We start from the raw sequence: 26,261 nt of genomic DNA, 5'->3' as shown, positions 1-26,261 counted from the left end.
GGTGCCCATGACCACACAACGTTTGCTTTACGGTATCGACGCCATCAGCACCTGGGTCGGCAAAGCCGCCGCGTGGCTCATCATCGGATTGACGGCGCTCGTCTGCATCGAAGTGTTCAAGCGTTATATCATGAACATGCCGACGGCCTGGATTTTCGACGCCAGCAATATGTTCTACGGCACGCTGTTCATGATGTGCGGCGCTTATACGCTGGCGCAGAACGGCCACGTCCGCGGCGACTTTCTCTATAGTTCCATGCGGCCACGCACACAGGCCGCGCTCGATCTTCTACTCTATTTCGTCTTCTTCCTGCCCGGCATCGCCGCTCTGCTTTATGCGGGCTGGGGCTATGCGGGGGATTCCTGGCGGATCGGCGAACATTCCAATGTCACCGCTGACGGACCGCCGGTCTATCACTTCAAAACCATTATTCCGATCGCCGGCGCGCTGATCCTGTTGCAGGGGTTCGCGGAGATGATCCGTTGCGTCATCTGCCTGCGCACCGGTGCCTGGCCCGATCGCCTCAAGGACGTGGCGGAAATCGACGTGGTCGAGGAACAACTCGCGCACAGCGAATATGTCGATGAGGAGGCCAAGAAACAGGCGATCGCGCAAGCCCAATCCATCGACGAAGCGGCGCGCCAGCGCGGCATGGGTGGCAGGGAGCAGATCTGATGAGCGATCCCGCCCTCGGCCTTTCCATGCTCGGCCTCATCGTGATTTTTATCCTGATGGGGTTTCCGACGGCCTTCACCTTGATGGGCCTCGGCATGTTCTTCGGCTTTTTCGCCTTCTACAATCCGGCGGAATCCTGGGCCGACAACCGCATCTTCGACCTGATGGTCCAGCGCACCTATGGGGCGATGACCAATGACGTTCTGATCTCCATCCCGCTCTTCGTATTGATGGGCTATGTGATGGAGCGCGGCGCGCTGGTCGACAAAATGTTCTATTCGATCCAGCTCGCCTTCCGCCGCATGCCGGCCTCGCTCGCCGTGGCGACGTTGATCGTCTGCACCTTCTGGGGCATCGCCAGCGGCCTCGTCGGCGCGGTCGTGGTGCTGATGGGCGTCATTGCTTTGCGGCCGATGATCAACGCCGGCTATGACACGCGGCTGGCGACCGGCGTCATCACCGCCGGCGGCACGCTCGGCATTCTCATTCCGCCCTCGGTGATGATCATCGTCTATGCGGCGGTGGCCGGCCAATCGGTGGTGAAGCTTTACGCCGCCGCGATGTTTCCGGGCTTCTTCCTGGCCCTGCTCTATCTCGTCTATATCGTCGGCTGGGCGCTGTGGAACCCGAAGATCGCGCCGCAATTGGACGAAGCGGAGAACCGCGTGCCGGTGCGTCCGTGGGTCAGCGCACTGCAAAGTGCCTATACGCCGAAAATCTTCCCTGCTCTCTTGCAAGCCCTGGTCAGCCCCGGCCGGGCATTGGCTATCGAGGCAGGCGGTGAAAAGGTTACGTATCGCACGCTGATCGGCAGTCTCGGCTATGCGCTGGTGCCCATCGCCCTGGCGGTCGCCACCATGTGGGGAACGTGGTGGTACGTGGTCATCCACCAGCAACCCGATGCGCCACCCGCCGCCATCACCGAGTTGAGCAAGCCGGCAACGCCCGCCGCCACGGCGGATACGACGGAAGCCTCGCCTACGGAGGAAATGCCGCAGGAGCTTGGCGCGGGCGCTGAGGATCGCCAGGAACAAACCGAGGCGGAAGGCTTGCAGCAGATGGGCGATCCGGAACTGCGCAATCAGGCGCAAGTGGCCTATACCGGGCCGCCAGCCAGTTTCTACAACTGGTTCTGGGGCACCTGCGCGGCCCTCGCCCTGCTGCTGCTCTATTACTATTGGGGCATGGAGGCGGAGCGGTTCGAGGTGCTGCGCATGCTGACCTCCTCGGTCATGCCGCTTGGCCTCCTCACTGTCCTCGTTCTGGCGGTGATCCTGCTCGGCATCACGACGGCAACGGAATCGGCGGCGGTTGGCGCGGCCGGAGCCTTCCTGTTGGCGCTGCAAGCGCGCACGCTCGACTGGAAGCGCACCAAGGAAGCGGTGTTCCTCACCGCCAAGACAACATCAATGGTGTGCTGGCTGTTTGTCGGCTCGGCACTGTTCTCGGCGGTGTTCGCGCTACTCGGCGGCCAGGCGCTGCTCGAACAATGGGTGCTATCGCTGAACCTGACGCCGGTTCAGTTCATGATCCTGTCGCAAGCGATCATCTTCCTGCTCGGCTGGCCGCTGGAATGGACCGAGATCATCGTCATCTTCGTGCCGATCTTCCTGCCGCTGTTGAAGCACTTCAACATCGACCCGCTGCTGTGGGGCACGCTGGTGTTCGTCAACTTGCAGGCAGCCTTCCTGTCGCCGCCGGTCGCCATGTCCGCCTTCTATCTGAAGGGCGTGTCGCCGCCGCATGTCACCTTGAACCAGATCTTCGCCGGCATGATGCCCTACATGCTGATCGTGATCCTGTGCATGGTCATTATGTATCTGTGGCCGGGCATGACGCTCTGGCTGCCGAACTATCTCTACGGTGGTGGCTGATCGAAGGATTGGCGCGCGCGGCTGACTATTTGCCGTTGCGCGCCATCCGCGCCGCTTTCAACTTGGCGAAGTCCTCGCCCGCATGGTGCGAGGAGCGCGTCAGCGGTGTCGCCGAGACAAGCAGGAAACCCTTGGTCGTGGCGATCGTGTCGTAAGACTTGAACTCATCCGGCGTGACGAATTTCACGACGCGGTGATGTTTGCGCGTCGGCTGCAGATACTGGCCGATCGTGAGGAAGTCGACATCGGCCGAGCGCAGATCGTCCATGAGCTGCAACACTTCATGGCGCTCTTCGCCGAGGCCAACCATGATGCCCGACTTGGTGAAGATCGTCGGATCGATTTCCTTCACCCGCTGCAACAGGCGGATCGAGTGGAAATAGCGGGCGCCCGGCCGCACCGAGAGATATTTCGACGGCACGGTTTCGAGATTGTGATTGAACACGTCGGGCCGAGCCGCGACCACCACTTCGAGCGCACCGGGCTTGCGCAGGAAATCCGGCGTCAGGATTTCGATGGTCGTATTGGGCGCGCGGGCGCGGATCGCCTCGATGGTCAAAGCGAAATGCTTGGCGCCGCCGTCGGCGAGATCGTCGCGATCGACGGAGGTGATGACCACATGGCTCAGACCAAGCTTGGCGACGGAATCGGCGATATGTTCTGGCTCGAGCGGATCGAGCGCATTGGGCAGGCCGGTCTTGACGTTGCAGAAGGCGCAGGCGCGGGTGCAGGTGTCACCCATGATCATGAAGGTGGCGTGCTTCTTTTCCCAGCACTCACCGATATTGGGACAGCCCGCCTCCTCGCAGACGGTGACGAGGCCATGTTCCTTGACGATGGAACGGGTTTTGGCGAAGGCCGGCGACCCCGGCGCCTTGACCCGGATCCAGTCCGGCTTGCGCAAAACCTCGGTATCGGGCCGGTGCGCCTTCTCCGGGTGGCGCACTGCTGTGGCCTGCCCGGCCTTGCGACGGGGGTCGTTGTTGAGAAGGTCGAGGACGACGGCCATTCACTGCTCCGTGCGCCGGCCTTAAACAGCCGGCAGACGCTTCATTTAGGCCATGAAAGCGGCCACGCCAAGGTTGGCGTGGCCGATTGGAACTGCATGAATTGCAAGGCAGTTAAGCCCTGGCGAAGATTTGGGACCGAAATCCTCAGATCTTGTCGATCGGGGTGCGGCCGGGCGGCAGTTGCGAGGGGGCGCTGCGGCCGCGCAGGGCTTGCCAGATGAACAGCAGGATGATCGCGCCGACGGCGGCGGTGATCAAGCGGCTGAGGAAGCCCTGAATGGGAACTTCGGCGATTTCAGCAAGGCGCGTGCCAACAAAGGAGCCGGCGATGCCGACGATGATATTGGTCAAAAGACCATGGTTCGAGCGGGTGACCTTCTCGGCGATCCAGCCGGCGATGGCGCCGATGATCAGCAGCGAGAAAAAGCCGACGCCCGGCGTTCCAAGAACGGGATAAACCTGATCCATCTTATAAACTCCTCGGCAAGGCCCGCGACCTGCTGCGAAGCTAGTCATGCCTTCCAAGCATGACAAGTCCAAGAAGCGCCGGAGCGCCCTATGTCCTCAGCCAAAGCTCGCTCAAGCCGCGCCAGACCAGCAGGCCGCCGCCGAGAAAGACCATAGCCTCGATGATCAGATCGTGAATGCGCACCGGCATGCGTTCCGTCAGCCATTTGGCGATGAAGGCGCCTGGCACGGCAATCAGGCCGATCACCAGAGCCATGGCCCAGGCGGCCGGGGTCATCAGCCCGGTCGATTGGAATACGCCGGTTTTGGCCAGTCCGAGGAGGAAGGTAATCGTCGCGTCGGTAGCCACCACGGCCCGGCCGCCGAGACCCGCGGCCATCAGGATCGACAGCAGCACGATGCCGGACCCCGCCGTGCCGCCGACCAGCAGACCAAATCCTGCGCTGGCGAAACCGAGGGAGGTCGATTGCAGCCGTAGGCCGGAGCGCTTGAGGAAGCGTTTCGCCGGCACCAGCAGCATCAGCATGGCGCCGATCAATGTCGTCGCCCAAGGCCCCGAAAGCTGTGAATAGAAATAGGCACCGGCCAGGCAGAACGGAAAGGCGATCAGGGTAATGAACCCGACCAGCCGCCACTGAATCTCCTGGCGAAACACATAAAGTCGGCTGGCATTGTTGAGGATGGAAGCCGCGCCGATCACAGGCACGGTCGCTTCGGCACCAATGGTTGGGACCAGAATCAAGGGCAGGATGAGGCCCGTGCCGTATCCCGTCACGCCGCCCATGATCGCCGCAAGGCCGCCAACCGTGGCGACGAGCAGCAATTGCAGGAGCGTTACGCCGATGATCGGCAAATCAGGATTGGGCATCGCTGGCCGCCTTCTAGGCTCAGCCCGCTGGAAAGGCCAGCCCCGCCAGGCTCACGACCAGGCTCACGACCATGTGCGTCGGCGTGACTTGCCGGACCGGTGACGAACCAGCTAGCCAGAGTCATGCCGTCCCTGCCCCGCCTCTTCTCCGCACGCCGCTGGCGCCTCACTTCAGGCCTGGTGCTGTTTGCCTATATTTCGGGGCATCTGATCAATCACGCGCTGGGGCTGTTGTCGCTTGAGCGTGCGGAAGCCATGTTGCGGGTGAGCATGGCGATCTGGCAGAGCCGGCCGGGCACGATCCTGCTCTATGGTTCGGCGCTGCTGCATTTTTCCCTCGCCTTGCGTTCGATCTACATCCGCCACGACTGGCGCTTTCCCTTCGTCGAGATCGTGCGCTTCTGGGCTGGCTTCAGCCTGCCGCTCCTGCTCATCGGGCATATCGCCGTCACGCGGCTGACCTTGGCGCTCTATGACGTGAAGCCGGACTATGCCGGCATCGTCTCGTCGATCGTCGCCGGCGGATCGCAGGAATGGCAGATCGCTTTGCTCGCGCCCGGCTGGCTGCACGGCTGCCTTGGCCTGTGGATCAGCCTGCGCCATTTCGTGCTGATGCGACGGCTGCAACCGCTTCTTATCGCTGGCATGATCGCCTTGCCGATCCTATCGGCGGCGGGTTTCCTGGCCATGAGCCGCGAAGTCGAGACAATGGGTCTCGTCGCGGCTTTGCGTGATGGAGCGCAGGAAGCACTCGCCGTCGAGCGACGCGCTGAACTGACGACCTGGAAACGCGACATGACGATCGGCTATCTCGCCATCGTCATCCTCGCCCTGCTGCTCGGGCCAATCCGGCGCGGCGTCCTGCGAAGCCGCGCCGCATAGATGGTTACATGTGAATGACGCGACCGTAAGCGTCGAGCACGCTCTCGTGCATCATTTCCGACAGAGTGGGATGCGGGAAGACCGTGTGCATCAGCTCTTCCTCGGTCGTCTCGCAGTTCATGGCGATGACAAAGCCCTGGATGAGTTCGGTGACTTCAGCGCCGATCATGTGCGCGCCGAGCAGCTTGCCGGTCTTGGCGTCGAAGATGGTTTTCACCAGACCTTCCGGTTCGCCGAGCGCAATGGCCTTGCCGTTGCCGATGAACGGGAAGCGGCCGACCTTGATCGACAGCCCCTGCTCTTTCGCCTTGGCTTCGGTGAGGCCGACGCTCGCCACCTGCGGATGGCAATAGGTACAGCCCGGGATCATCGCCTTGTCCATCGCATGGACGTGCAGGCCCTTGATGGCTTCGACGCAGAGCGAGCCTTCATGCTCGGCCTTATGCGCCAGCATCGGCGGACCGGCGACGTCGCCGATGGCGTAGATACCGGCGACATTCGTCTTGCCGAGACCGTCGGTAACGACACAGCCACGCTCGATCTTCACACCGAGCTTCTCAAGGCCGAGATTTTCGACATTGCCGACGACGCCGACGGCGGAGATGAGCCGTTCGGCCTTGATCGTCTGCTTGTTGCCCTTCTCGTCCTCGACGGTGCAGGTGACATCGTTGGCACCCTTCTCGACCTTGGTGACCTTGGTCGAGGTCATGATCTTGATGCCCTGCTTCTCGAAGCGCTTGCGCGCCAAGGCCGAAATCTCGGCATCCTCGACCGGGAGGATCTGCGGCAGCACTTCGACCACGGTCACTTCGACGCCGAAGGTGCGATAGAAACTGGCGAACTCGATGCCGATGGCGCCCGAGCCCATGACGACGATCGACTTCGGCATGGCCGGCGGCACCATGGCCTCGAAATAGGTCCAGATCAGCTTGCCATCGGGCTCGATGCCGGGCAGCGCGCGCGGACGTGCGCCGGTGGCGACAATGATGTGCTTGGCCTGATAGGTGCCTTCGCCCAGCGTGCCTTTCGGCGGCGGGACTTGCGGCTGCATCGCCGGCTTCTTCGTCGCCGTCACGGTGACTTCGCCGACCTTGGAAATGTTAGCTTCGCCCCAGATGACATCGATCTTGTTCTTCTTCATCAAGAAGCCGATGCCGTTGTTGAGCTGGGTCGACACACCGCGCGAGCGCTTGACGATGGCGGAGGGATCGTAAGTCACCTTGCCTTCGATGCTCAGGCCATAGTCCTTGGCATGGGTGGCATAGTGATAGATTTCAGCCGAGCGCAGCAAAGCCTTGGTCGGAATGCAGCCCCAGTTGAGACAGATGCCGCCGAGGTGTTCGCGTTCGACGATGGCCGTCTTGAAGCCGAGCTGCGCGGCGCGGATGGCGGTGACATAGCCGCCGGGGCCGGAGCCGATCACGATGATGTCGTAGGAATTAGCCATGAAATGTTTCCGTCTGCACGATTGAGCGCGTGTGAAGAGAAGAAGCCGGGGCGTACCCCGGCCGTCCTCACACCAGCATGCTTACCGGGTTCTCGATCAGATCCTTGAACGCCGAGATCAGTTCGGCGCCGAGGGCGCCGTCGACGGCGCGATGATCGGTGGAGAGCGTAACGCTCATCATAGTCGCGACCTTCATCTGGCCCTTCTCGACGATTACCCGCTCCTCGCCTGTGCCGACCGCGAGGATCGTCGCATGGGGCGGATTGATGACGGCCGAGAAATTCTTGATGCCGAACATGCCGAGGTTGGACACCGCCGAGGTGCCGCCCTGGTATTCTTCCGGCTTCAATTTGCGGGCACGGGCGCGAGCCGCATAGTCCTTCATCTCGTTGGAGATGGCGGCGAGGCCCTTGGTCTGCACGTTGCGCACGACGGGCGTGATGAGACCACCGGGGATCGACACGGCGACGCCGATATCCGACGTCGTGTGCTTCAGCATGGTGTTTTCGGTATAGGTGACATTGGCTTCGGGCACGCGCTGCAACGCCATGCCGAGCGCCTTGATGACGAAGTCGTTCACCGACACTTTGTAGAGCGGCTGCTTCTCTTTGTTCTTCGGCGCGGCAGCATTGATCGCTTCGCGCGCCGCCAGCAGCGCGGTCAGATTGCAATCAACCGACAGATAGAAATGCGGGATCGTCTGCTTAGCCTCGACGAGGCGCCGCGCGATGATCTTGCGCATGGAGTCATGCGGCACTTCTTCGAAGCTGCCAGGCGCATACATTTTCTTGATCGTCTCATCCGACATGCCGGGCGCGAGCGCCGGCGCGCCGGGCTTGGCGGCCGCAGGCGCCGCCTTGGCACCGCCACCGGCCTGAGCGGCCTTGACGTCACGCTCGACGATACGGCCATGCGGACCCGTGCCGGCGATGGAGGCGAGGTCGAGACCAGCTTCCTTGGCGAGACGCTTGGCGAGCGGTGAGGCGAAGACTTTTTCTCCGGCCGGCTTTGCTGCGGGTGCTGGGGCCGGAGCAGCAGCAGGCGCTGGGGCGGCAGCGGCTGCCGGCTGAGCCTTCGGCGCTTCGGGGGCAGCGGCTGGCGCGGGCGCAGCCGCCTTAGGTGCAGGCGCGGCAGCACCACCGCTGGCAGCCACGGCCTTCGCATCCTCGCCTTCACCGGCGACGATGGCGATGAGTTGATTGACCGGCACGTCCTGGGTGCCTTCGGGCACGAGAATCTTGGCGATGACACCTTCGTCGATCGCCTCGACCTCCATGGTCGCCTTGTCGGTTTCAATCTCGGCGATCACGTCGCCGGATTTGATCTTGTCGCCTTCCTTCTTGACCCAGCGGGCAAGGTTGCCCTTTTCCATGGTCGGCGAAAGGGCGGGCATGAGGATGTTGATCGGCATGGCGCGTGCTCCTCAGCGATACAGAACGGCTTTGGCCGCCTGCACGACCTCGGCGACGCTGGGCAGCGCCAGCTTTTCCAGATTGGCCGCGTAAGGCATCGGCACATCCTTGCCCGTGATACGCACGACCGGCGCATCGAGATAATCGAACGCCTCTTCCATCAGACGCGCAGCGATTTCGGAACCGACCGAGCTCTGGCGATAGCCCTCCTCGATGGTGATGCAACGGCCGGTCTTCTTCACCGAAGCTGCCACCGTTTCCATGTCCATCGGACGGATGGTGCGCAGGTCGACGATTTCAACGTCGATGCCTTCCTTCTCCAGTTCAGCGGCCGCCTTGAGCGCATAGACCATGCCCATCGACCAGGCGACGATGGTCACGTCCTTGCCGGGACGGGCGACGCGCGCCTTGCCGATCGGCACCAGATAATCGTCGATCTGCGGCACGTCGAAGCTGTGGCCGTAGAGCAATTCGTTCTCAAGGAAGATCACCGGATTGGGATCGCGGATAGCGCTCTTGAGCAGACCCTTGGCGTCGGCGGCCGTATAAGGCGCGACAACTTTCAGACCTGGAATGTGCGAATACCAAGAGGCGTAATCCTGGCTGTGCTGGGCGGCGACGCGGGCGGCGGCGCCGTTCGGGCCGCGGAACACGATCGGCGTGCCCATCTGACCGCCGGACATGTAGAGCGTCTTGGCGGCGGAATTGACGATCTGGTCGATCGCCTGCATGGCGAAGTTGAACGTCATGAATTCGACGATCGGCTTCAAGCCTGAATAGGCCGCACCTACAGCAAGACCGGCGAAGCCATGTTCGGTGATCGGCGTGTCGACGACGCGCTTGGGACCGAACTCCTGCAGGAGACCCTGGGTCACCTTATAGGCGCCCTGATATTCGGCAACTTCCTCGCCCATGACGAAGACATCGCCGTCGCGGCGCATTTCTTCCGCCATGGCATCGCGCAAGGCTTCGCGCACAGTCATGGTCGTCATCGCCGTGCCAGCCGGCACTTCCGGTTCGGGCTGAACGATGGCGGCAGCGGCAACCGGCGCTGCCGCAGGCGCTTCGGCCTTCGCTTCGGCGGCAGGCTCCGCGGCCTTCGGCGCAGGGGCTGCGGCCTTCGGCGCGGCGGTGGAAGCATCCTCGCCTTCCCCGGCGATCACGCCGATCGGCGTGTTGACCGCGACATTGTCGGTGCCATCCGGAACGAGAATCTTGGCGAGCACGCCTTCGTCGACCGCTTCGACCTCCATAGTCGCCTTGTCGGTCTCGATTTCGGCGAGCACGTCGCCGGACTTGATCTTGTCACCTTCTTTTTTGACCCAACGGGCGATCTTGCCCTGCTCCATCGTCGGCGACAGGGCCGGCATCAGAATATCGATCGGCATGTGTATCTCTCGAAGAAACGCGAACGCTTATGGCGCGGCGGAAGGAAGATAAGGAAAGTTTCAGCGCAGGATGTCGGTCCACAGCTCCGACGGATCGGGCTCGGGATCGTTGGTGGCGAATTCCGCCGCCTCGGCGACGATGGCGCGGACGCTGGCGTCGAGCTTCTTGAGTTCGTCCTCGGTCGCCATATTGGCTTTCAGGACACGGTTGCGGACCTGTTCGATCGGATCGAACTCATCGCGCATCTTCTGCACTTCTTCCTTGCTGCGATACTTCGCCGGGTCGGACATGGAATGGCCGCGATAACGGTAGGTCTGCATCTCGAGGATGTAGGGACCATTGCCGTCACGGCACCACTTGATCGCCTTGTCGGCGGCAGCCTTCACCGCGCGCACGTCCATGCCATCGACCTGCTCGCCAGGGATGTTGAAGGAAATGCCGCGACGGGAGAAATCGGTTTGCGCGGAAGCGCGGGTGACCGCGGTGCCCATGGCGTAGCGGTTGTTCTCGATGATGTAGACGACGGGCAGCTTCCACAGCTCCGCCATATTGAAGCTCTCGTAGACCTGGCCCTGGTTGGCGGCGCCATCACCGAAATAGGTCAGAGAGACATTGTCATTGCCGCGATAGCGATTGGCGAAGGCGAGGCCGGTGCCGAGCGGAACTTGCGCGGCGACGATGCCGTGGCCGCCGTAGAAATGCTTCTCCTTGGAGAACATGTGCATGGAGCCGCCCTTGCCTTTCGACAAGCCGCCACGGCGTCCGGTGAGTTCGGCCATCACGCCCTTCGGGTCCATGTCGCAGGCGAGCATGTGGCCGTGATCACGATAGCCGGTGATAATGGCGTCGCCCTCTTTCGAGGACATCTGTACGCCGGTGACGACGGCTTCCTGGCCGATGTAGAGATGGCAGAAACCGCCGATCAATCCCATGCCGTACATCTGGCCCGCCTTCTCTTCGAAGCGGCGGATCAGCAGCATCATTCGGTACGCGTCCAATTCCTGCTGTCGGGTGAATTCGGCGATGTTGCTGCCGCTGAAGGCGGCGTCGGTGGCGGCAGGTTTACGGGCGGCTTTAGGCCGGGCGGACGATTGTACCGATGCCATGGGCGATCCTCTGGTGCGTTCCCTTTGAGCGGTCGGCGCGCTTGAACGCGGCACCGCGACTAAAGGCGAAGATAGCGGAGGGAGGATCAGAAAGCGAGGCCCTTCGACACGAGCCTCAATGTATACAATCAACTGATTTCTAGACTGATTCTTGAATAAACTGAAAACCAGTTAATTCGGAGGATAAACCAGATTTGGGTTGATCACTTGGCGTCCGGCTTGAGGAAAACCACGACGTCATTCTTGTGAACGCGGCCCAACTGCACCCGCGCCTCTTCCTCGAGAATATCACGCTCGACGGCTTCCGCCCGCATCATCGAAATGCGCCGTTCGATCTGCTCGCGCTCGCCGCGCAATCCGGCGTTTTCCATGATCAGATCGGCCATCACCTTGCGATATTCTTCTTTGGTCTTGAGGCCGCGCTCGCCATTGACGGCATGCCAAATGAAATAGCTCGAGACACTGCCCGACACGACATAGAGGAGGAGCGGCAGGAGGACGGAGCGCAGGCGGCGGCGAATAACCATGGCCGGGATCATGGCCTCGATACGGTTAGCGAAACCCTAACAGACCCGGAACGCATGACGCTAAACTGGTGAAATCACCTGGAATCGTGCAATGTCGCGGTCAAGTCGCGCGTAGAATTGTTCGTTCGACGTGTTCGCTGGGGAGGATGGATCATGGACCGGGACAAACTGCATCTCTATTTGCTCAACGCCGGCCATTTCCTCGACCATCTCACCACTTTGGTCTTCGCTACCATTGCAGCCGTGGCGCTGTCGCGCGAATGGAACATGGGCTATGCCGAGCTCGTCGCCTATGCGACGCCGGGCTTCGTCGCCTTCGCCGTCTTCTCCTGGCCCGCCGGCTGGCTGGCCGACCGCTGGAGCCGCGAAGGCATGATGGCGGTCTATTTCATCGGCCTGGGCCTTGCCTCGATTCTCACGGGCTTCGCCTGGTCGCCGATCACCATATCCGCCAGCCTGTTCATTCTCGGCATGTTCGCCGCCATCTATCACCCGGTCGGTCTGGCGCTGCTGGTCCAAGGCCGGCAGCGCACCGGCATGCTGATCGCCGTCAACGGCGTGTGGGGCAATTTCGGTGTCGCCAGCGCCGCCCTCTTCGCCGGCTGGTTCATCGACCACGGCGGCTGGCGTTACGCTTTCTACGTGCCGGGACTGGTGTCGATCGCGCTTGGCATAGTCTACAGCGTCGTCATGCGCCGGGAGATCATGGCACGCAACGCTGCCTCCAAACCGCAGGCCACCACCGCCACGGCCGCGCCGCCAGCGACGCCGGAAATGCGGGCGATTCTGCTGCGTCTCTCGGCCGTGATCTTCTTCACCGCCGCCTTCTCGAGCCTGATCTTCCAGTCGACCACCTTCGCTTTGCCGAAGATTTTCGACGAACGACTGCAGACGATCATCGGCTCGGCCACCATGCTTGGCTGGCTGACCTTCCTGGTCTTCGCCATCGCCTCGTCGGCACAATTGCTGACCGGCCTGGCGCTCGATCGCTTCAGCACCCGCAGCGTCTATCTCACCTCGGCCGTCGCCCAGACCCTGTTCTTCGCGCTCATGCCTGGCCTCATCGGCTGGCCGGCTTTGATCGTCGGTCTCGGCTTCACCTTCGCCGCCTTCGGCAGCATTCCCATCAACGACTTCCTAATCGGTCGCCTGGCCAAGAGCGAGCTGCGGGCGCAGATTTATGGCGCCCGCTATGTGCTCAGCTTCTCAGTGATGTCGCTGTCCCTGCCGTTGATCGCCTGGGTGCATCTCAACTGGGGCTTCGACCGGCTGTTCCAGATCCTCGCGGTCTGCGCCGGCGCCATTCTGATCTCGGTCACCCTGTTGCCGCGGCAACTGCCGCAAGATGGGCAGAAGCCGGCGCTGGCTGGAGCCTGAGATGACCGCAACCGTTCGTCGGCAGCGCCTGCGCGCGCTCCTTACTGGTGACCGCTGCTATTTCCCAGCGTCGGTCTTCGATGCCCTATCGGCCAAGATCGCCGAGGACATCGGTTTCGAATGCGGCATGTATGCGGGATCGGTCGCCTCCCTCGCGGTGCTGGGCGCGCCCGATATCATCCTGCTCACCTTGAGCGAATTCGCCGAACAGGCGCGCCGTTTCGGCCGCGCCAGCGCGCTGCCCGTCATCGCCGATGCCGATCATGGCTATGGCAATGCGCTCAACGTCATGCGCACGGTCGAGGAACTGGAACATGCCGGGCTCGCCGCCTTGACGATCGAGGACACGGATCTGCCGCGTCCCTTTGGTGCGCCCAAGCCCCGACCGCTGCCGTTGGCTGAGGGCATCGGCAAAATGCGCGCAGCCGTGGCAGCGCGACGCGACAGCGCCTTGTGCATCTTCGCCCGCACCGGCGCCTTGGGGATGACCGGCCTCGATGATGCGCTCGAACGCTTCCGTGCCTATCAGGACACCGGTGTCGATGGCGTTTTTCTGACGGGCGTTTCCTCGATGCAGGAAGTCGACGCTTTCGCCAAGGAAGCTCGCCTGCCGATTTTACTCGGCGGCCTGCCTGCCAAATTACAGGATCGGGAAGAACTCGCGGCGCGGGGCGTGCGCATCGCTTTGCAAGGCCATCATCCGTTTATGGCTGCCCTCTCGGCATTGCGTGCCGCCATGCAGGCGCTGCGTGACGGCGCGCCGCTGCCCGATACATTGCCGAAGGCCGATCTCGATCGCCTCAGTGGCGAGGCCTTGTGGCAGGCCCGCTCGGACGATTTTCTTGATCGCAAGAGTGATTAAAAAAAGCCCGTCCACATTGGGGCGGGCTCTTCCTTAAAGCACAGTCGTCGTGACGGCCTTCGTCAGCCGTAACGTATTACTGGGTGTTCAGGTGGTTCGCGATGTTGTTGAACTGGGCCGAGATCTTCGTACCGGTGAACTGCAGCGCGCCGATGATCACGACGGCAATCAGGCCAGCGATCAGGCCGTATTCAATGGCGGTCGCACCGGATTCGTTGCGAACGAACTTCGAGATGAGTTTCACGTGGCAGCTCCTTAGAAAATAACTTCGCCGTGCCGCTCCATCAGCGTTGGGCGTGAGGCGAATATGAGCGCCACCTCTAAAAGGGGTATTAATGCGATACCAGCAAACCGCCGGTATCTGGCTTGTAAGGCTGTATAAACACAGGCTTTTCGCCCGCGAACATGGACAACAAATCGTTTACCGCGACATCCTATCCGCGAAGGTCCAATTGCATCCCTCTGCAATCTCAATTGAAATTCGCTGCGCTTGTCGAGCCGAAACAGCGCATTGCGCGCACCCCGTTTGGCGCAACGAAACATTAACGACATTCGAAATGCTTACCCGGAGCGACCCATATTCGCCCCTGATTTTACCGCAAAACCTGAGCCAGGAACGCTTTGGTGCGCTCCTGCACAGGGTGGGTAAAGAATCGTTCCGGCACGTTCGCTTCGACGATCTCGCCGCGATCCATGAACACGATCCGATCGGCGACCTCCCGCGCGAAATTCATTTCATGGGTGACGCAAATCATCGTCATGCCATCCTTTGCAAGACCGATCATCGTATCTAAGACTTCTTTAACCATCTCCGGATCGAGCGCCGAGGTCGGTTCGTCGAACAGCATGATTTTCGGCGACATGCAGAGCGCACGAGCGATGGCGACACGCTGCTGCTGGCCACCTGAAAGCTGCAACGGATATTTGTTGGCTTGCTCGGGAATGCGTACCCGCGTCAGATAGTGCATGGCGATTTCCTCCGCCTCGGCCTTCGGCAGGTGTAGAGACCAGATCGGCGACAGCGTGCAGTTCTCCAGTACGGTCAGATGAGGAAACAGATTGAATTGCTGAAACACCATGCCGACGTCGCGGCGCACGGCATCGATGCGCTTGATGTCATCCGTGAGCTCGACGCCATCGACAACGATCTGTCCGCGCTGATGCGCTTCGAGCCGATTGATGCAACGGATCAAAGTTGATTTGCCGGACCCCGACGGGCCGCAGACAACGATCTTCTCGCCCTGCCCGACGTTCAAATTGATGTCCTTGAGCACGTGAAACGTGTCGTACCACTTATGCACGCCCGACATCATGACGGCATTCGCGTGCGTCACCTGACGAGGTCGAAAGTTGGTCTTGGAGATCATGGCTTCGAGCCTCTAACGCTTGCGTCCCGCCGCGAGGCGCCGTTCCATCATCAGGGAATAGCGCGACATGGCGAAGCAGAAGATGAAATAGAAGGCGGCGGCGAAAACATAGCCGGTGGTGGAGATCGTCGGGCCGGCCCAGGCGGGATCAAGGCGCTGCACGTCGACCGCGCGCAGGAAATCAAAAATGCCAACGACGGCGACGAGAGTCGTGTCCTTGAACAGAGCGATGAAGGAATTGACGATGCCGGGAATGACCGCCGTCAAAGCCTGCGGCAAGGTGACGAGCAGCATCATGTTGCGCCAATTGAGCCCCAGCGCCTGCGCGGCCTCATACTGCCCACGCGGCACGGCCTCCAGCCCGCCGCGCACCACCTCCGCCATATAGACCGAAGCGAACAGGGCAACGCCGAGCAACGGCCGCAATAAGCGATCCGGCGACCAGGCTTCGGGCACGAACAGCGGCAGCATGGTGTTGGCCATGAACAGAACGGTGATCAAAGGTACGCCGCGCACGACTTCGATCAGCAGGATCGACAGGAAGCGGATCACTGGCAGTCGCGAGCGCCTGCCGAGCGCCAGCAGCACGCCACATGGCAGCGAGAAGACAATGCCGACGGCGGCCACCAAAAGACTGACGAAAATGCCGCCCCAGAGATCGGTGCCGACCAAGGTCAGCCTCGTCATCGGCCATGCGATGCCGAGGATCCACCAGCAGGCGAACAACAGAAGCGGCACACCAAGCCGCGCGTGACGCATCAGAACAAGAGCCGAACCCACCAGAAGAAGGATGGGTATGGCGACCATCGTGCCGATCACCTGCCAGACATCGCCGTGAATCCGTGTTGGACCGAACCCCATCGCCCAGCCGATCAACGTGCCGATGCTGGCAAGATCGGGAACCGGCAGGGGAAACGGCGTGCGGCCGGTGAGCAGGCCGAACGCCAGCAAGGGATAGACGACAAAGAACAGAACCGCTGCCGTTCCCTTGCCCTTGAGATTTGGCCACAATAGCCAAAGCGCCAGTAAAGCACCTGATCCCAAAACCAGATTGACACGCCAGACTTGATCGCGCGGATAGGCGCCGTAAGTGAAGAACGACAATTTGGCGCTGACGTAAGCCCAGCAGGCCCCTGCTCCAGGCTCCCGGCACAAGGCTCCATCTGGTGCCGTCCAAACGGCGTCGATGAACAGAAAGCGGATCAGTTCCGGCAGATACCAGGCGACGAAGGCAATGCTGCCGATAGTCAGAAACGCCGAGAGCGGCGATGAGAACAGATTGGTCCGCATCCAACCCCAGGTTCCGCGCATGGAGGCAGGCGGCGGCAGATCGGGTGCGGGAACGAAGGGCCGCGATTGGCCGACGGCGGGTCCAGCCATGGCTCATCGCTCCTTCAGCGCGATGCGTCGCGCATAGAGATTCATGGCCAGCGACGTCACCAGTGAAATCACCAGATAGACGGCCATCGTAATGCTGACGATCTGCACCGCGGCGCCAGTCTGGTTCAGCACTGTTCCCATGAAAATCTGCACAAGATCCGGATAGCCGATGAAGACACCGAGCGACGAATTCTTGATCAGATTAAGATATTGATTGGTGAGCGGCGGCACGATGATGCGCAGCGCTTGCGGGATGACCACGAGGCGTAGCACGTCACCGCGCGAGAGGCCGATGGCTTCGCCCGCCTCGGTTTGACCGCGCGGCACGGCGCTGACGCCGGCGCGAACGATTTCGGCGATGAAGGCCGCAGCGTAAAGCGACAGGCCCAGCACCAGAGCAACGAATTCGGGATTGATGCGGGCACCGGTGAAATTGAAGCCGCGCAGCTCCGGCAAGGTGAAAGTAACGGGCGTGCCCTGCCAGAAAACCGCACCGCCTGCCAGCACGATCAGCAAACCAATGAGCACCGGCCAGGCGTGATAGCGCGCGCCCGTTGTCCCTTGTTTGCGGCTGGCCCAGACCTTGAAAATGAGAGCGCCAAGCAATGCCAGAAGGACGCCACCCGCCACCCATTCAAATCCGGGAGCAAGTTGCGGTTCGGGCAGTACGAGGCCACGGTTGTTGAGAAAGATGCCACCGGGAAAGGAGATGGATTCACGCGGCCCCGGCATCGCCTTCAAGACCGCATTGTACCAGAATAGCAATTGCAACAGCAGCGGCGTGTTGCGGATCACCTCGACATAGACACCGGCGAGACGCGCGACGATCCAATTATCCGACAGCCTGGCGATGCCGATGATGAAACCGATGATTGTCGCGACGGCGATGCTGAGCACCGCGACGACGAGCGTGTTCAACAAGCCGACAAGAAAGGCGCGACCATAGGTCGAGGAAGCCGATGAGAACGACACCAGGGTCTGGCTGATGTCAAAGCCGGCCGGCTGGTTCCAGAACGAAAAATCGGTCGGAATATTGCGGGCCCGCATGTTGACGATCGCATTGTCAACCGCATGCCAGGCGAGCCAGACGATCAGGGCCAGCGTTAGAATTTGCCAGAGCGCGCCACGCCAGCGTGGATCGTTCCACGGCGCGGGCCGTGTCGGCGAGAGCTTATACCCTTCCGCCATGCGGAAAGCGCCTCGCCCGCGTCAGCGGATAGGAGGCGCGTATTGAATGCCGCCCTTGTTCCACAGCCGGTTGTAACCACGCTCGATCTTCAGCCGCGAGTTTTCGCCCAGATTGCGCGAAAACACTTCGCCGTAATTGCCGACATGCCGGATAATGCGCGCCGCCCAATCGCCGCTCAGTCCGAGTGCCTTGCCGAAATCTCCTTCGGTGCCGAGCAAACGCTTGATCTCCGGATTGTTGGATTTGGCGCGCTCGTCCACATTGGCTTTGGTGACGCCCAGTTCCTCCGCGTTGAGCATGGCGAAATTGGTCCATTTCACCAGGTTGAACCATTGATCATCGCCCTGACGGACGGCCGGACCGAGCGGCTCCTTCGAGATGATCTGCGGCAGCACCATATGCTCGTCCGCATTGGCCATTTTAAGCTTTTCGGCATAGAGACCGGAGACGTCGGTGGTGAAGGCGTCGCAGCGGCCGGAGTCATAGGCTTTCACCGCTTCGTTCGACGTGGCGAAGGCGACGACTTCGTATTTCATATTGTTGGAACGGAAGAAGTCGGCGAGGTTGAGCTCGGTCGTCGTGCCCTGCTGCACGCAGATCGAGGCGCCGGAAAGCTCAAGCGCCGAATTGACGTTCAGCTTCTTGCGCACCAGAAAGCCCTGGCCGTCGTAATAGTTGACGCCGACCCACAGCAGGCCCAGCTCCGCCTCGCGCGACAGCGTCCAGGTGCCGTTGCGCGCCAGCACGTCGACCTCGCCGGACTGCAACGCCGTGAACCGGTCCTTGGCGGTGAGCGGAACGAATTTCACTTTCTCGGGGTCGTTGAAAATCGCGGCGGCAATGCCGCGGCAGAAATCGACATCGAGCCCAGTCCAGACGCCCTTGTCGTCGGGCATGGAGAAACCGACGACACCAGGCCCGGTGCCGCAGGAGAGGAAACCACGCGCCTTGACCTGTTCGAGCGTCTTCGATCCCGGCGCCTGGGCCTGGACAGCGCCGATCTGGGCGGCAAGCGCAGCACCGGCGGCGGCCGCAATCAGGATGGCACGGACAAACATGGGACGGCTCCTCACCGGTAAATGGTTCACTCGCTCAGACGGGATCCCGCGACGCATGCGGCCGCAGTGCAACATGCGGATATCTCATCCGGTTTTAGCGAGACGGGTCAAGCCTATTCTGGATATGTCACCTGCTCGCTTGACCTTTCCGGGCGTGAACCGGCAAATGCAGTGGAAAACCATAACAATTTCCACGGTAGAAGAACGTTTGGCATGAGCAAGATCAGCAAAGAAACAAAAGCCCGCCTCAAGGCCCGTACCAAACTCGTTTATGCCGGGCGCCAGCCCGAGGAACAGTTCGGTTTCGTCAACACCCCGATCTACCGCGGTTCCACCGTGCTCTCGCCGACGGTCGAACATCTCGTCGATCCGAAAAAACGCTTCAGCTACGGCACCAAGAGCAATCCAACGACGGAAGCGCTCGAAAACGCGTGGAGCGAATTGGCCGGCGCGCGCGGTACCGTGCTCGCGCCCAGCGGACTTGGTGCCATCGCGCTCGCCTTTTCAGCCGTGACAAAATCCGGCGACCACATTCTCGTCACCGATTCCGCTTATCGGCCGACGCGCAATTTCTGCGAACGCTATCTGCGCCGCATGGGTGTCGAGACCACTTATTTCGATCCTTATGTCGGCGCCGGCATCGCCGATCTGATCCGCCCCAACACGACGGCCATTCTCACCGAAGCGCCGGGCTCGCAGAGCTTCGAGATGCAGGACATTCCGGCGATCTCAGAGGTGGCGAAGAAGCGCGGCATCTGCGTCATCATGGACAACACCTGGGCAACGCCGTTGTTCTTCCCGCCGCATGAGCGTGGCGTCGATCTCGCCATTGAAGCGGGCACCAAATATCTCGCCGGCCATTCCGATCTGCTGCTCGGCCTCGTCTCCTCCAATGCGGAATATTGGCCACGGCTACGCGAGACCTTCGACCTCTTCGCCAATTGCGCGGGGCCGGAAGATGCCTTTCTGGCGCTGCGCGGCATGCGCACGATGGAACTGCGGCTGAAGGAAGCCGAGCGCCAAGGCCTTGCCATGGCGCATTGGCTGGCGGCGCGGCCCGAGGTGAAGGAAGTGCTGCATCCGGCGCTGCCGACCCATCGCGGCCACGACATCTGGAAGCGTGATTTTCTCGGTTCAAGCGGCCTGTTTTCGGTGATCCTGCATCCCCATTCCGATGCCGCCGTCGCCGCCATGCTCGATGGGCTCGAACTGTTCGGCATGGGTTTTAGCTGGGGCGGCTTCGAAAGCCTGGTCATTCCCTTCGACTGTTCGCCCTATCGTTCGGCGACGACGTGGAATCCGGGCGGCCCGGCGTTGCGCTTCCAGATCGGCCTCGAGGATGTCTCCGACCTGCAAGCCGATCTTGATGCCGGCTTCAGCCGGCTACGGAAGGCTTCCTAGGCAGGAGACGCGGAACGATCCGGTTCCCGTCCGTCTCGAAAACGATGCGCCGGCGCGCAAACAGCCGGCGCAGGATGACGGCCGAGGCCAGGCCGATCAGCGCTCCGCCCATCGTGTCCGACAGATAGTGCGATCCAAGCACCAGGCGGGAGAGTGCCACCAGCACCGCGACGATGAACAGCGGCGCACGCAGTCGCGGCGCCAGGAAGCCGATCGCCGCCGCCATGGCGAAAGCCGTGATTGTATGGCCGGACGGGAAGCTCGCAAACTTCGCGTTGAACATGAAGGGATGGAAGCCGAAGGGACCATAGGTGTCGATCAGGAACGGCCGTGGCCGACCGATCGGCAGTTTGATGATCTGCGACGCCAGGCCCGACACCGCGCAGACCGCGAACAGGTAGAAAGCCCGGCCGGCGACCAGGCCGGCGCGGGCGCGGGCAAGGCCGTGGCGGCGCACGTAAAGCACCAACGCGCCGAGGCAGGCCAGGATAGTCGTGGCGAAAACATAGCCCGATGTGCCGATCCGTGTGATCTTCTCAAATATCACACGAACTATCGGCTCCAACCCATCCATATATCTAGCGATTTGGGCGTCAAATAGCAAAGCCACGGCGATCATGGCGACGATCCAGGCAGCCACCAGCCCGTAAGCGACCGGCGGCACCGGAGACAGCGGCTGCTGCGGCCCCTTCCACCGGCTGATGAAGGCGCGCGCCGGCGGCAGGAGGCTGCCGGGTTTCGTTTGTGGGGGAAGGTCGAGGGGCGTCGCGGTCATCGGCTATTTTTCACCCGGACGGTCACGATCGAGCCCCTTGGCGGCGAGTTCGACCTCATAGGCGGCGAATTTGGCCGGCGCCTCCGCGCCAAGCTCGGCAAGATAAACCCATGAAAATAAGCCGGTGTCGTGGCGATCGGAAAAGGTCAGCCGGATGGCGTAATTGCCGACCGGATCAATCTTGGCGATCATCACGTCGCGCTTGCCGCCGACCGTCTTGCGTTCGGCCTCGCTATGGCCGCGCACCTCCGCCGATGGGCTGCAGACCCGCAACAGTTCGGCGCTGATCGTATAGGACACCCCGTCCTCAAAGCTCACGGTGAGCGCCTTGCGGTCCTGCGACAGGCGGATTTCGGTCGGCCAGATGTCTTTTGCTGCGCTCATGACCGCGCCTCCGCCTTGCGGATACGAAAAATCAGGCTGGCGTCCCGTTGGATCGTCTCGAGCAATTCGTCCCCCGCCTCTCGAACCGCATTCGGCACGTCGATCACCGCCATCGGATCGGTGCACGTCACCTCGATTTCATGGCCCGGCGTCAGGCGGCGCAACGCCTTGCGGGTGCGCAGTGCCGGCATCGGGCATTTCAGGCCGCTCAAATCAAGCAGATGCGGGTTCATGGGGCTGACATGGCAGCGCCATGGGCGCCGGTCAACTCAGACCGGTTTGGCGAAGCGCCGCACCAAATCAGCCACGGCTTCCGCATTGTCGAGGGCGGCGACCGGCCGGCCGGCGTCCGGCAAAGGCACGTCGGCGGCGATGGCGACCACATCGGGGTCGTTGGGATAGATCGGCGGTTTACCGTTGGCGGCCCGATAAACCTCGATTTTCGGCCAGGGCGAGCCCTTAAACCCTTCGATCAAAACCAGATCGACCGGGCTCAGCCGCGCCAGAAGCTCGGCCAGAGGGACTTCCGGCCCCTGATTTTCATGCAGGAGTGCCCAGCGCTTGCCGGTGGCGACCAGCACCTCTCCGGCTCCGGCCTGGCGATGGCGCCAGGAATCCTTGCCTGGCTGATCGAGATCGACGTCGTGATGGGCGTGTTTGATCGTCGAAACAGTGAGTCCCTTCGCGCGCAGGGCCGGAATCAACCGCTCGATCAGCGTCGTCTTGCCCGCCCCGCTCCACCCGGCAAATGCGATTGCTTTCATACCCTTTCAGGTATCCGGGGGCGCGCTGGTCGGCAAGTCGTGGTGTTCATGCCGGATGGGTCAAGCTGACCCTATGCCGATATGCCAGCGTACATGCCCAGAGTGAGGAAAAACAGAAAGGCCGCTACGCCAGCCGCGTAGATAAACTCAAGATAGCTGGGACGCGGTTTTAGAAACACTAAGAACGGAAGCGCAAGCCAGAAGGGATTTACTATGAAAAATACTTGCGAAAAATAGAGGGTTCTTAAGGCTTCCAGACTCCAGTCAGAAAAGAAGTACATGTAGAAAACTGAAAACAACGAGTGAATAGCAAAGAGATAAAGCAAATAGGCTCCGCGTCGCATCACATTTGGTCCCGGTATTCGCAAGGCATGAGCGAAACTGTGAGGCCTTGAACCCGCAAAGCTGGAATGACCCGCTCGATCAGCGTCGTCTTGCCTGCCCCGCTCCACCCGGCAAATGCGATTGCTTTCACACCCTTTCAGGTATCCGGGGCCGCGCGGGTCGGCAAGTCATCGCTTTTAAGTCATGGGGTTACTTATCGTTTGGAGGACGCGGGACCGATCAACGATCCCGCTCTTTCACGGCCTCAGCCGTGATGCTCGGCATGCTTCTTGGACGCATGCTCGTGATGTTCGGTGGCATGGAGGCCATGTCCATGCGCGATCTTCGAATGATGCGCGGCCTTTTCGTGCTCGCCTTCGTGATGATGCTTCGCCGCTTCGCGATGGTGCTTCGCGGCGAGTTCGTGATGTTCGGCAGCTTTGGTGTGGTGATCGTGGATTTCTTTAGACATGGAGTTTCTCCTGCTGCAGCCCCACGAACCGCTATTTTGGCGCATCCGGTGACATGGGTGTGAACCGGGCTGCGACAGTCTTGCTGCGATGGATTGCCATCATCGTGCCACCGTCGGATGCCAAAGTTTCTCCGCTACCGGACAAAAGCATCATGGCCAATTTCAAAAGGAAGAAACCAAAGGCTAAAACATTTCCGAAGCACGACAAGCGCCGTGGAGGATTTTGGCTGAACAGTTGGCCGGCCTGGCACGACGTTCTTTATCATCGCCGCCCCGTTCGGCGCGATACGGCTGGCATCGAGCGCGCCATCATGGCCGGAGCTGATGCCGAGGCCGTCATCTGGCCAAGGAACAAGCGGCCACACGCCTATTATTGGTAGCGCTACATTCCGTATCTGCCATGCCGGGCTCACGGCCTCTATTTGCAATCGGCCGTTCGTTCCTATTTAGGTCGGATCAAGATAACGGTTGTGCCCGACCCTGGAGCCCATCTTGGCCATTACCGAAGCTGATATCCGCGCCGCCCTCGCCAAAGTGGCCCTGCCCGATGGTTCGCCGCTCGCGGCTTCCGATCGCCTGACCAATATCATGGCCCGCGAGGGCAAGGTGATTTTCGCCATTTCCGTGTCGCCCGAGGAAGCTCGCGCCTTCGAGGACGTGCGCATGGCGGCCGAGCGGGCCGTCACTGCCTTGCCCGGCGTCACCCAGGTTCTCGTCGGCCTGACCGCCGAAAAGGCGCCTGCGCCCCGGGCGCCCGGCGAGGAAACGCGGCTGCGGCCCTCAAAGCCCGCGCCGGCCGCGACGCGCGCCGCCGGCATTCCCGGCGTGCGCCACATCATTGCGGTGGCTTCCGGCAAAGGCGGCGTCGGTAAGTCGACCACCGCCTGCAATCTGGCGCTGGGCCTCGCCAAGAGCGGGCTCAAGGTCGGCATGCTCGATGCGGATATCTATGGTCCGTCGCAGCCCAAACTCTTCGGCCTCACCGGCAAGCCCGCCATCGACGGCAATCGCAAGATCATCCCGCACGAGAAATTCGGCATCAAGGTGATGTCGATCGGCTTCCTGGTCGATGAAGCGCAGGCGATGATCTGGCGTGGCCCGATGGTCATGTCGGCGATCGGGCAGATGCTGCGCGACGTCGCCTGGGGCGAACTCGACGTTCTGGTCGTCGACATGCCGCCTGGCACCGGCGACGCGCAACTGACGCTCGCCCAGCAGACGCCGCTCGCCGGCGCCGTCATCGTCTCGACGCCGCAGGATCTCGCCTTGATCGATGCGCGGCGCGGCGTCGCCATGTTCGAGAAGGTCAACGTGCCGGTGCTCGGCGTGGTCGAGAACATGGCGACCTTCTGCTGTCCGAACTGCGGCCATGTCTCGCCGATCTTCGGCCATGGCGGCGCGCGGCGTGAAGCGGAAAAGCTCGGCGTGCCCTTCCTCGGCGAAATCCCGCTGCATATGGACATTCGCGAGACCTCCGACGAAGGCCGCCCGGTCGTCGCCACCGCGCCCGACGGGCCGCATGCGCAAGCCTATCTGGCGGTGGCGCAAGCCGTCGCCGGTGCGCTCACCGGCAAGGCCGCCAATCGCACGGCGCCACGCATCGTGATCGAATGAGCCCGCCGCCGGTCTGCGCCATGGTGCTGGCCGGCGGACTGGCCCGCCGGATGGGCGGCGAAAAGGCCTTCGCCAAACTGGCCGGCAAGCCGCTCATCGCCCATGCGATCGCGCGGCTCACACCGCAATGCCAGGCGCTGGCGATCAACAGCAATGACGATCCGGCGTGGTTGGAACCTTTCGATCTGCCCGTCATCGCTGATACGGTGGCTGACTTCCCAGGTCCTCTCGCCGGCATTCTCGCGGCGATGGACTGGTGCGCGACGAGCCATCCGGAGACGGCCTATGTGCTGACCGCGCCGGTTGATTGCCCTTTCCTGCCCGATGATCTCACCGCGCGGTTCTGGGATGCACGCGAGGGCATGGACATCATCGTCGCCAATAGTGGCGATCGCCTGCATCCGACGGTGGCGCTGTGGCGCGTCGGTCTGCGCGAGGATTTGCGGCGACATCTGACGTCAGGCGGCACGCGCCGGCTCGTCTCCTGGATGGAGACCTATAAAAACAAGCGGGTCGACTGGCCGGCAGAGCCCTTCGACCCGTTCTTCAATGTCAACACGCCGGACGATCTGAACGACGCCATCCTGCGGCTACGTTAGCTGAGAAATTGCCCTTGCATGGGGTTGTTCCTCAAAATCGCGCCGTACCCCCTCCCTCGTTCTCCCCGATCCCCGCGGCAAAGACCGCGCCGCGATGAAACCGGGAAGAAGATACAAAGCAAGGGCGGCGGAATTTTGATCCTGGCTAGCCCGTACACGTCCGGATGAATTCGATGGCGACCTTGGCGAAGTCGTCGTCCTTGCTGCCCATGCTGGCGACCGTCGAGAAATGGTTGTGGCCGTCGAAGCAGCGAACACGCGGCCCCTTGCCGTCACGTAAAGTGAGCGCGCGTGCCATGTCATAGCCTGGCGTGATCAAATGCAGCGGGTCGTATTCAGCGATCGACACCGCGACCGGCACCTTGCTCTTCGCCACATAGTTGAGCGGCGAGCGGCGGTCGAATTGGCTCGTGTCGCTGCCGAAATAAGCCAGCACGTTGTCGCGGCTCTCGTCCTTGCGCACTTCATAGGGGCCGCTCGACAGCATGCCGCCGGCAACGATGTCACCGCCGTTGATATCGGGATCGAACAGGAAGGTCGCCACGTGGGCGGCGCCGGCCGAATGGCCCATGATGACGATCTTGTTCGGATCGCCGCCGAATTCCGCCGCATGCGCCTTCACCCATTTCACCGCGCTTTCCACGTCCTTGGCGGCTAACGGCCATTTGGCTTCCGGCGCCAGGCGATAGTTGGCGACGACGCCGACCATGCCTTCGCGCGCCACGCAGCCACCGACATTGCCGTAGAAGACCGGATCGGAACGCTTGTCGCCGCCGACGAAGCCGCCGCCGGGAATGTAGACGAACACCGGCTTGCCGCTGCCGCCGGCCTTCCAATAGACGTCGATCTTCTGGCGTTCGTGATCGCCATAGGGAATGTCGAGCTTCATCTCGACGCCCTTCATCAAACCTTCGAGAAGCGGCGCATAGAGCTTGCGGATCGTCGACGCGTTCTCCGGCGCGGCATTCTGCCCGAGCGGCGGAATGGCCTTGCGGATATCATCCGGCATTGAAGTCATAGACAGAACTCTCCTTGA

Annotated in this window: 29 protein-coding genes; 10 read left to right on the top strand and 19 right to left on the bottom strand. The window is 61.8% G+C overall.

Annotated features, from left to right (window positions below; all coding sequences use genetic code 11):
• Positions 1–7 precede the first annotated feature (7 nt).
• Both OIM99_RS14705 and OIM99_RS14700 read left to right on the top strand, forming a co-directional pair.
• A complete protein-coding gene (locus tag OIM99_RS14705) occupies positions 8–676 on the top strand; it encodes a TRAP transporter small permease subunit (protein WP_311851176.1) in 669 nt (222 codons plus the stop codon).
• On the top strand, positions 676–2,550 hold the full coding sequence (locus OIM99_RS14700; RefSeq protein ID WP_311851175.1) for a TRAP transporter large permease subunit: 1,875 nt from the start codon (positions 676–678) through the stop codon (positions 2,548–2,550). Before OIM99_RS14705 ends, OIM99_RS14700 begins: the two co-directional genes overlap by 1 nt.
• A 25-nt stretch (positions 2,551–2,575) precedes the next feature.
• On the opposite strand, the gene lipA is transcribed toward OIM99_RS14700, so the two are convergent.
• The 3 genes from lipA to OIM99_RS14685 all read right to left on the bottom strand — a co-directional run bounded on the left by lipA (position 2,576) and on the right by OIM99_RS14685 (position 4,896).
• Positions 2,576–3,559 carry a lipoyl synthase gene (gene lipA, locus OIM99_RS14695; protein ID WP_311851174.1) on the bottom strand — a complete coding sequence of 328 codons (984 nt, stop codon included), beginning with the start codon at positions 3,557–3,559 and terminating at the stop codon, positions 2,576–2,578.
• A 145-nt stretch (positions 3,560–3,704) separates the two neighbouring features.
• Positions 3,705–4,028 carry a GlsB/YeaQ/YmgE family stress response membrane protein gene (locus tag OIM99_RS14690; protein WP_311851173.1) on the bottom strand — a complete coding sequence of 108 codons (324 nt, stop codon included), beginning with the start codon at positions 4,026–4,028 and terminating at the stop codon, positions 3,705–3,707.
• A gap of 88 nt (positions 4,029–4,116) precedes the next feature.
• Positions 4,117–4,896 (bottom strand): sulfite exporter TauE/SafE family protein, encoded by a 780-nt coding sequence (locus OIM99_RS14685; RefSeq protein ID WP_311851172.1) that lies wholly within the window; start codon positions 4,894–4,896, stop codon positions 4,117–4,119.
• A gap of 123 nt (positions 4,897–5,019) precedes the next feature.
• Here OIM99_RS14685 and OIM99_RS14680 point away from each other — a divergent pair, with 123 nt between their 5' ends.
• Positions 5,020–5,778 (top strand): hypothetical protein, encoded by a 759-nt coding sequence (locus OIM99_RS14680; RefSeq protein WP_311851171.1) that lies wholly within the window; start codon positions 5,020–5,022, stop codon positions 5,776–5,778.
• Between the two features lie 4 nt (positions 5,779–5,782).
• On the opposite strand, the gene lpdA is transcribed toward OIM99_RS14680, so the two are convergent.
• The 5 genes from lpdA to OIM99_RS14655 form a co-directional block, all read right to left on the bottom strand.
• Positions 5,783–7,225 (bottom strand): dihydrolipoyl dehydrogenase, encoded by a 1,443-nt coding sequence (gene lpdA / locus OIM99_RS14675; RefSeq protein ID WP_311851170.1) that lies wholly within the window; start codon positions 7,223–7,225, stop codon positions 5,783–5,785.
• A 67-nt stretch (positions 7,226–7,292) separates the two neighbouring features.
• Complete coding sequence (locus tag OIM99_RS14670) at positions 7,293–8,636, bottom strand: pyruvate dehydrogenase complex dihydrolipoamide acetyltransferase (RefSeq protein ID WP_311851169.1); 1,344 nt, start codon at positions 8,634–8,636, stop codon at positions 7,293–7,295.
• Between the two features lie 12 nt (positions 8,637–8,648).
• On the bottom strand, positions 8,649–10,025 hold the full coding sequence (locus tag OIM99_RS14665; protein ID WP_311851168.1) for a pyruvate dehydrogenase complex E1 component subunit beta: 1,377 nt from the start codon (positions 10,023–10,025) through the stop codon (positions 8,649–8,651).
• Positions 10,026–10,085: 60 nt separating this feature from the next.
• The gene (gene pdhA / locus OIM99_RS14660) at positions 10,086–11,132 is read right to left on the bottom strand and encodes a pyruvate dehydrogenase (acetyl-transferring) E1 component subunit alpha (RefSeq protein ID WP_311851167.1); all 1,047 of its coding nucleotides are present in this window, start codon (positions 11,130–11,132) and stop codon (positions 10,086–10,088) included.
• 203 nt (positions 11,133–11,335) lie between these two features.
• A complete protein-coding gene (locus OIM99_RS14655) occupies positions 11,336–11,659 on the bottom strand; it encodes a septum formation initiator family protein (RefSeq protein ID WP_311851166.1) in 324 nt (107 codons plus the stop codon).
• Between the two features lie 153 nt (positions 11,660–11,812).
• Between OIM99_RS14655 and OIM99_RS14650 the strand changes: the two genes are divergently transcribed.
• Both OIM99_RS14650 and OIM99_RS14645 read left to right on the top strand, forming a co-directional pair.
• Positions 11,813–13,036, top strand: a complete 1,224-nt coding sequence (locus tag OIM99_RS14650) for an MFS transporter (protein WP_311851165.1) — start codon at positions 11,813–11,815, stop codon at positions 13,034–13,036.
• 1 nt (position 13,037) lies between these two features.
• On the top strand, positions 13,038–13,898 hold the full coding sequence (locus tag OIM99_RS14645; protein WP_311851164.1) for an isocitrate lyase/PEP mutase family protein: 861 nt from the start codon (positions 13,038–13,040) through the stop codon (positions 13,896–13,898).
• A gap of 76 nt (positions 13,899–13,974) precedes the next feature.
• On the opposite strand, the gene OIM99_RS14640 is transcribed toward OIM99_RS14645, so the two are convergent.
• The 5 genes from OIM99_RS14640 to OIM99_RS14620 form a co-directional block, all read right to left on the bottom strand.
• Entirely contained in the window at positions 13,975–14,142 is a 168-nt protein-coding gene (locus tag OIM99_RS14640) for a Flp family type IVb pilin (protein ID WP_311851163.1), read from the bottom strand.
• A 349-nt stretch (positions 14,143–14,491) separates the two neighbouring features.
• On the bottom strand, positions 14,492–15,211 hold the full coding sequence (locus OIM99_RS14635) for an amino acid ABC transporter ATP-binding protein (protein WP_409371534.1): 720 nt from the start codon (positions 15,209–15,211) through the stop codon (positions 14,492–14,494).
• A 66-nt stretch (positions 15,212–15,277) separates the two neighbouring features.
• Complete coding sequence (locus OIM99_RS14630) at positions 15,278–16,645, bottom strand: amino acid ABC transporter permease (RefSeq protein WP_311851161.1); 1,368 nt, start codon at positions 16,643–16,645, stop codon at positions 15,278–15,280.
• Between the two features lie 3 nt (positions 16,646–16,648).
• On the bottom strand, positions 16,649–17,833 hold the full coding sequence (locus OIM99_RS14625; RefSeq protein WP_311851159.1) for an amino acid ABC transporter permease: 1,185 nt from the start codon (positions 17,831–17,833) through the stop codon (positions 16,649–16,651).
• Positions 17,834–17,854: 21 nt separating this feature from the next.
• Positions 17,855–18,892, bottom strand: a complete 1,038-nt coding sequence (locus OIM99_RS14620) for an amino acid ABC transporter substrate-binding protein (RefSeq protein WP_311851158.1) — start codon at positions 18,890–18,892, stop codon at positions 17,855–17,857.
• 213 nt (positions 18,893–19,105) lie between these two features.
• Here OIM99_RS14620 and metC point away from each other — a divergent pair, with 213 nt between their 5' ends.
• Complete coding sequence (metC, locus tag OIM99_RS14615; RefSeq protein ID WP_311851157.1) at positions 19,106–20,293, top strand: cystathionine beta-lyase; 1,188 nt, start codon at positions 19,106–19,108, stop codon at positions 20,291–20,293.
• Here metC and OIM99_RS14610 read toward each other — a convergent pair.
• From OIM99_RS14610 to OIM99_RS14590, 5 genes are all read right to left on the bottom strand, one after another.
• Entirely contained in the window at positions 20,268–21,068 is an 801-nt protein-coding gene (locus OIM99_RS14610; RefSeq protein WP_311851156.1) for a phosphatase PAP2 family protein, read from the bottom strand. The genes metC and OIM99_RS14610 overlap by 26 nt on opposite strands.
• Before the next feature lie 3 nt (positions 21,069–21,071).
• Positions 21,072–21,452 (bottom strand): DUF971 domain-containing protein, encoded by a 381-nt coding sequence (locus OIM99_RS14605; RefSeq protein WP_311851155.1) that lies wholly within the window; start codon positions 21,450–21,452, stop codon positions 21,072–21,074.
• A complete protein-coding gene (locus OIM99_RS14600; protein ID WP_311851154.1) occupies positions 21,449–21,685 on the bottom strand; it encodes a sulfurtransferase TusA family protein in 237 nt (78 codons plus the stop codon). The genes OIM99_RS14605 and OIM99_RS14600 overlap by 4 nt, the downstream gene beginning before the upstream one ends.
• Positions 21,686–21,721: 36 nt before the next feature.
• Positions 21,722–22,216: a molybdopterin-guanine dinucleotide biosynthesis protein B gene (mobB, locus tag OIM99_RS14595; RefSeq protein WP_311851153.1), complete on the bottom strand. Its 495-nt coding sequence runs from the start codon at positions 22,214–22,216 to the stop codon at positions 21,722–21,724.
• Between the two features lie 343 nt (positions 22,217–22,559).
• Entirely contained in the window at positions 22,560–22,691 is a 132-nt protein-coding gene (locus tag OIM99_RS14590) for a molybdopterin-guanine dinucleotide biosynthesis protein B (protein ID WP_409371518.1), read from the bottom strand.
• Positions 22,692–22,823: 132 nt separating this feature from the next.
• Between OIM99_RS14590 and OIM99_RS14585 the strand changes: the two genes are divergently transcribed.
• The 4 genes from OIM99_RS14585 to mobA all read left to right on the top strand — a co-directional run bounded on the left by OIM99_RS14585 (position 22,824) and on the right by mobA (position 25,225).
• Positions 22,824–23,075, top strand: coding sequence for a hypothetical protein (locus tag OIM99_RS14585; protein WP_311851152.1), 252 nt, complete (start codon positions 22,824–22,826; stop codon positions 23,073–23,075).
• Between the two features lie 89 nt (positions 23,076–23,164).
• Positions 23,165–23,392 carry a hypothetical protein gene (locus OIM99_RS14580; RefSeq protein WP_311851150.1) on the top strand — a complete coding sequence of 76 codons (228 nt, stop codon included), beginning with the start codon at positions 23,165–23,167 and terminating at the stop codon, positions 23,390–23,392.
• Positions 23,393–23,504: 112 nt separating this feature from the next.
• On the top strand, positions 23,505–24,626 hold the full coding sequence (locus OIM99_RS14575) for an Mrp/NBP35 family ATP-binding protein (protein ID WP_311851149.1): 1,122 nt from the start codon (positions 23,505–23,507) through the stop codon (positions 24,624–24,626).
• Entirely contained in the window at positions 24,623–25,225 is a 603-nt protein-coding gene (gene mobA / locus OIM99_RS14570) for a molybdenum cofactor guanylyltransferase MobA (protein WP_311851148.1), read from the top strand. The genes OIM99_RS14575 and mobA overlap by 4 nt, the downstream gene beginning before the upstream one ends.
• A gap of 145 nt (positions 25,226–25,370) precedes the next feature.
• On the opposite strand, the gene OIM99_RS14565 is transcribed toward mobA, so the two are convergent.
• Positions 25,371–26,243 (bottom strand): alpha/beta hydrolase, encoded by an 873-nt coding sequence (locus OIM99_RS14565; protein ID WP_311851147.1) that lies wholly within the window; start codon positions 26,241–26,243, stop codon positions 25,371–25,373.
• Between the last annotated feature and the right edge of the window lie 18 nt (positions 26,244–26,261).

Origin of the sequence: Methylocella sp. CPCC 101449, assembly GCF_031921685.1 — a bacterium.
GTDB lineage: Bacteria > Pseudomonadota > Alphaproteobacteria > Rhizobiales > Beijerinckiaceae > Terripilifer.
The sequence above is the reverse complement of the archived record's forward strand: the minus strand, read 5'-3'. Positions and strand labels throughout refer to the sequence as shown.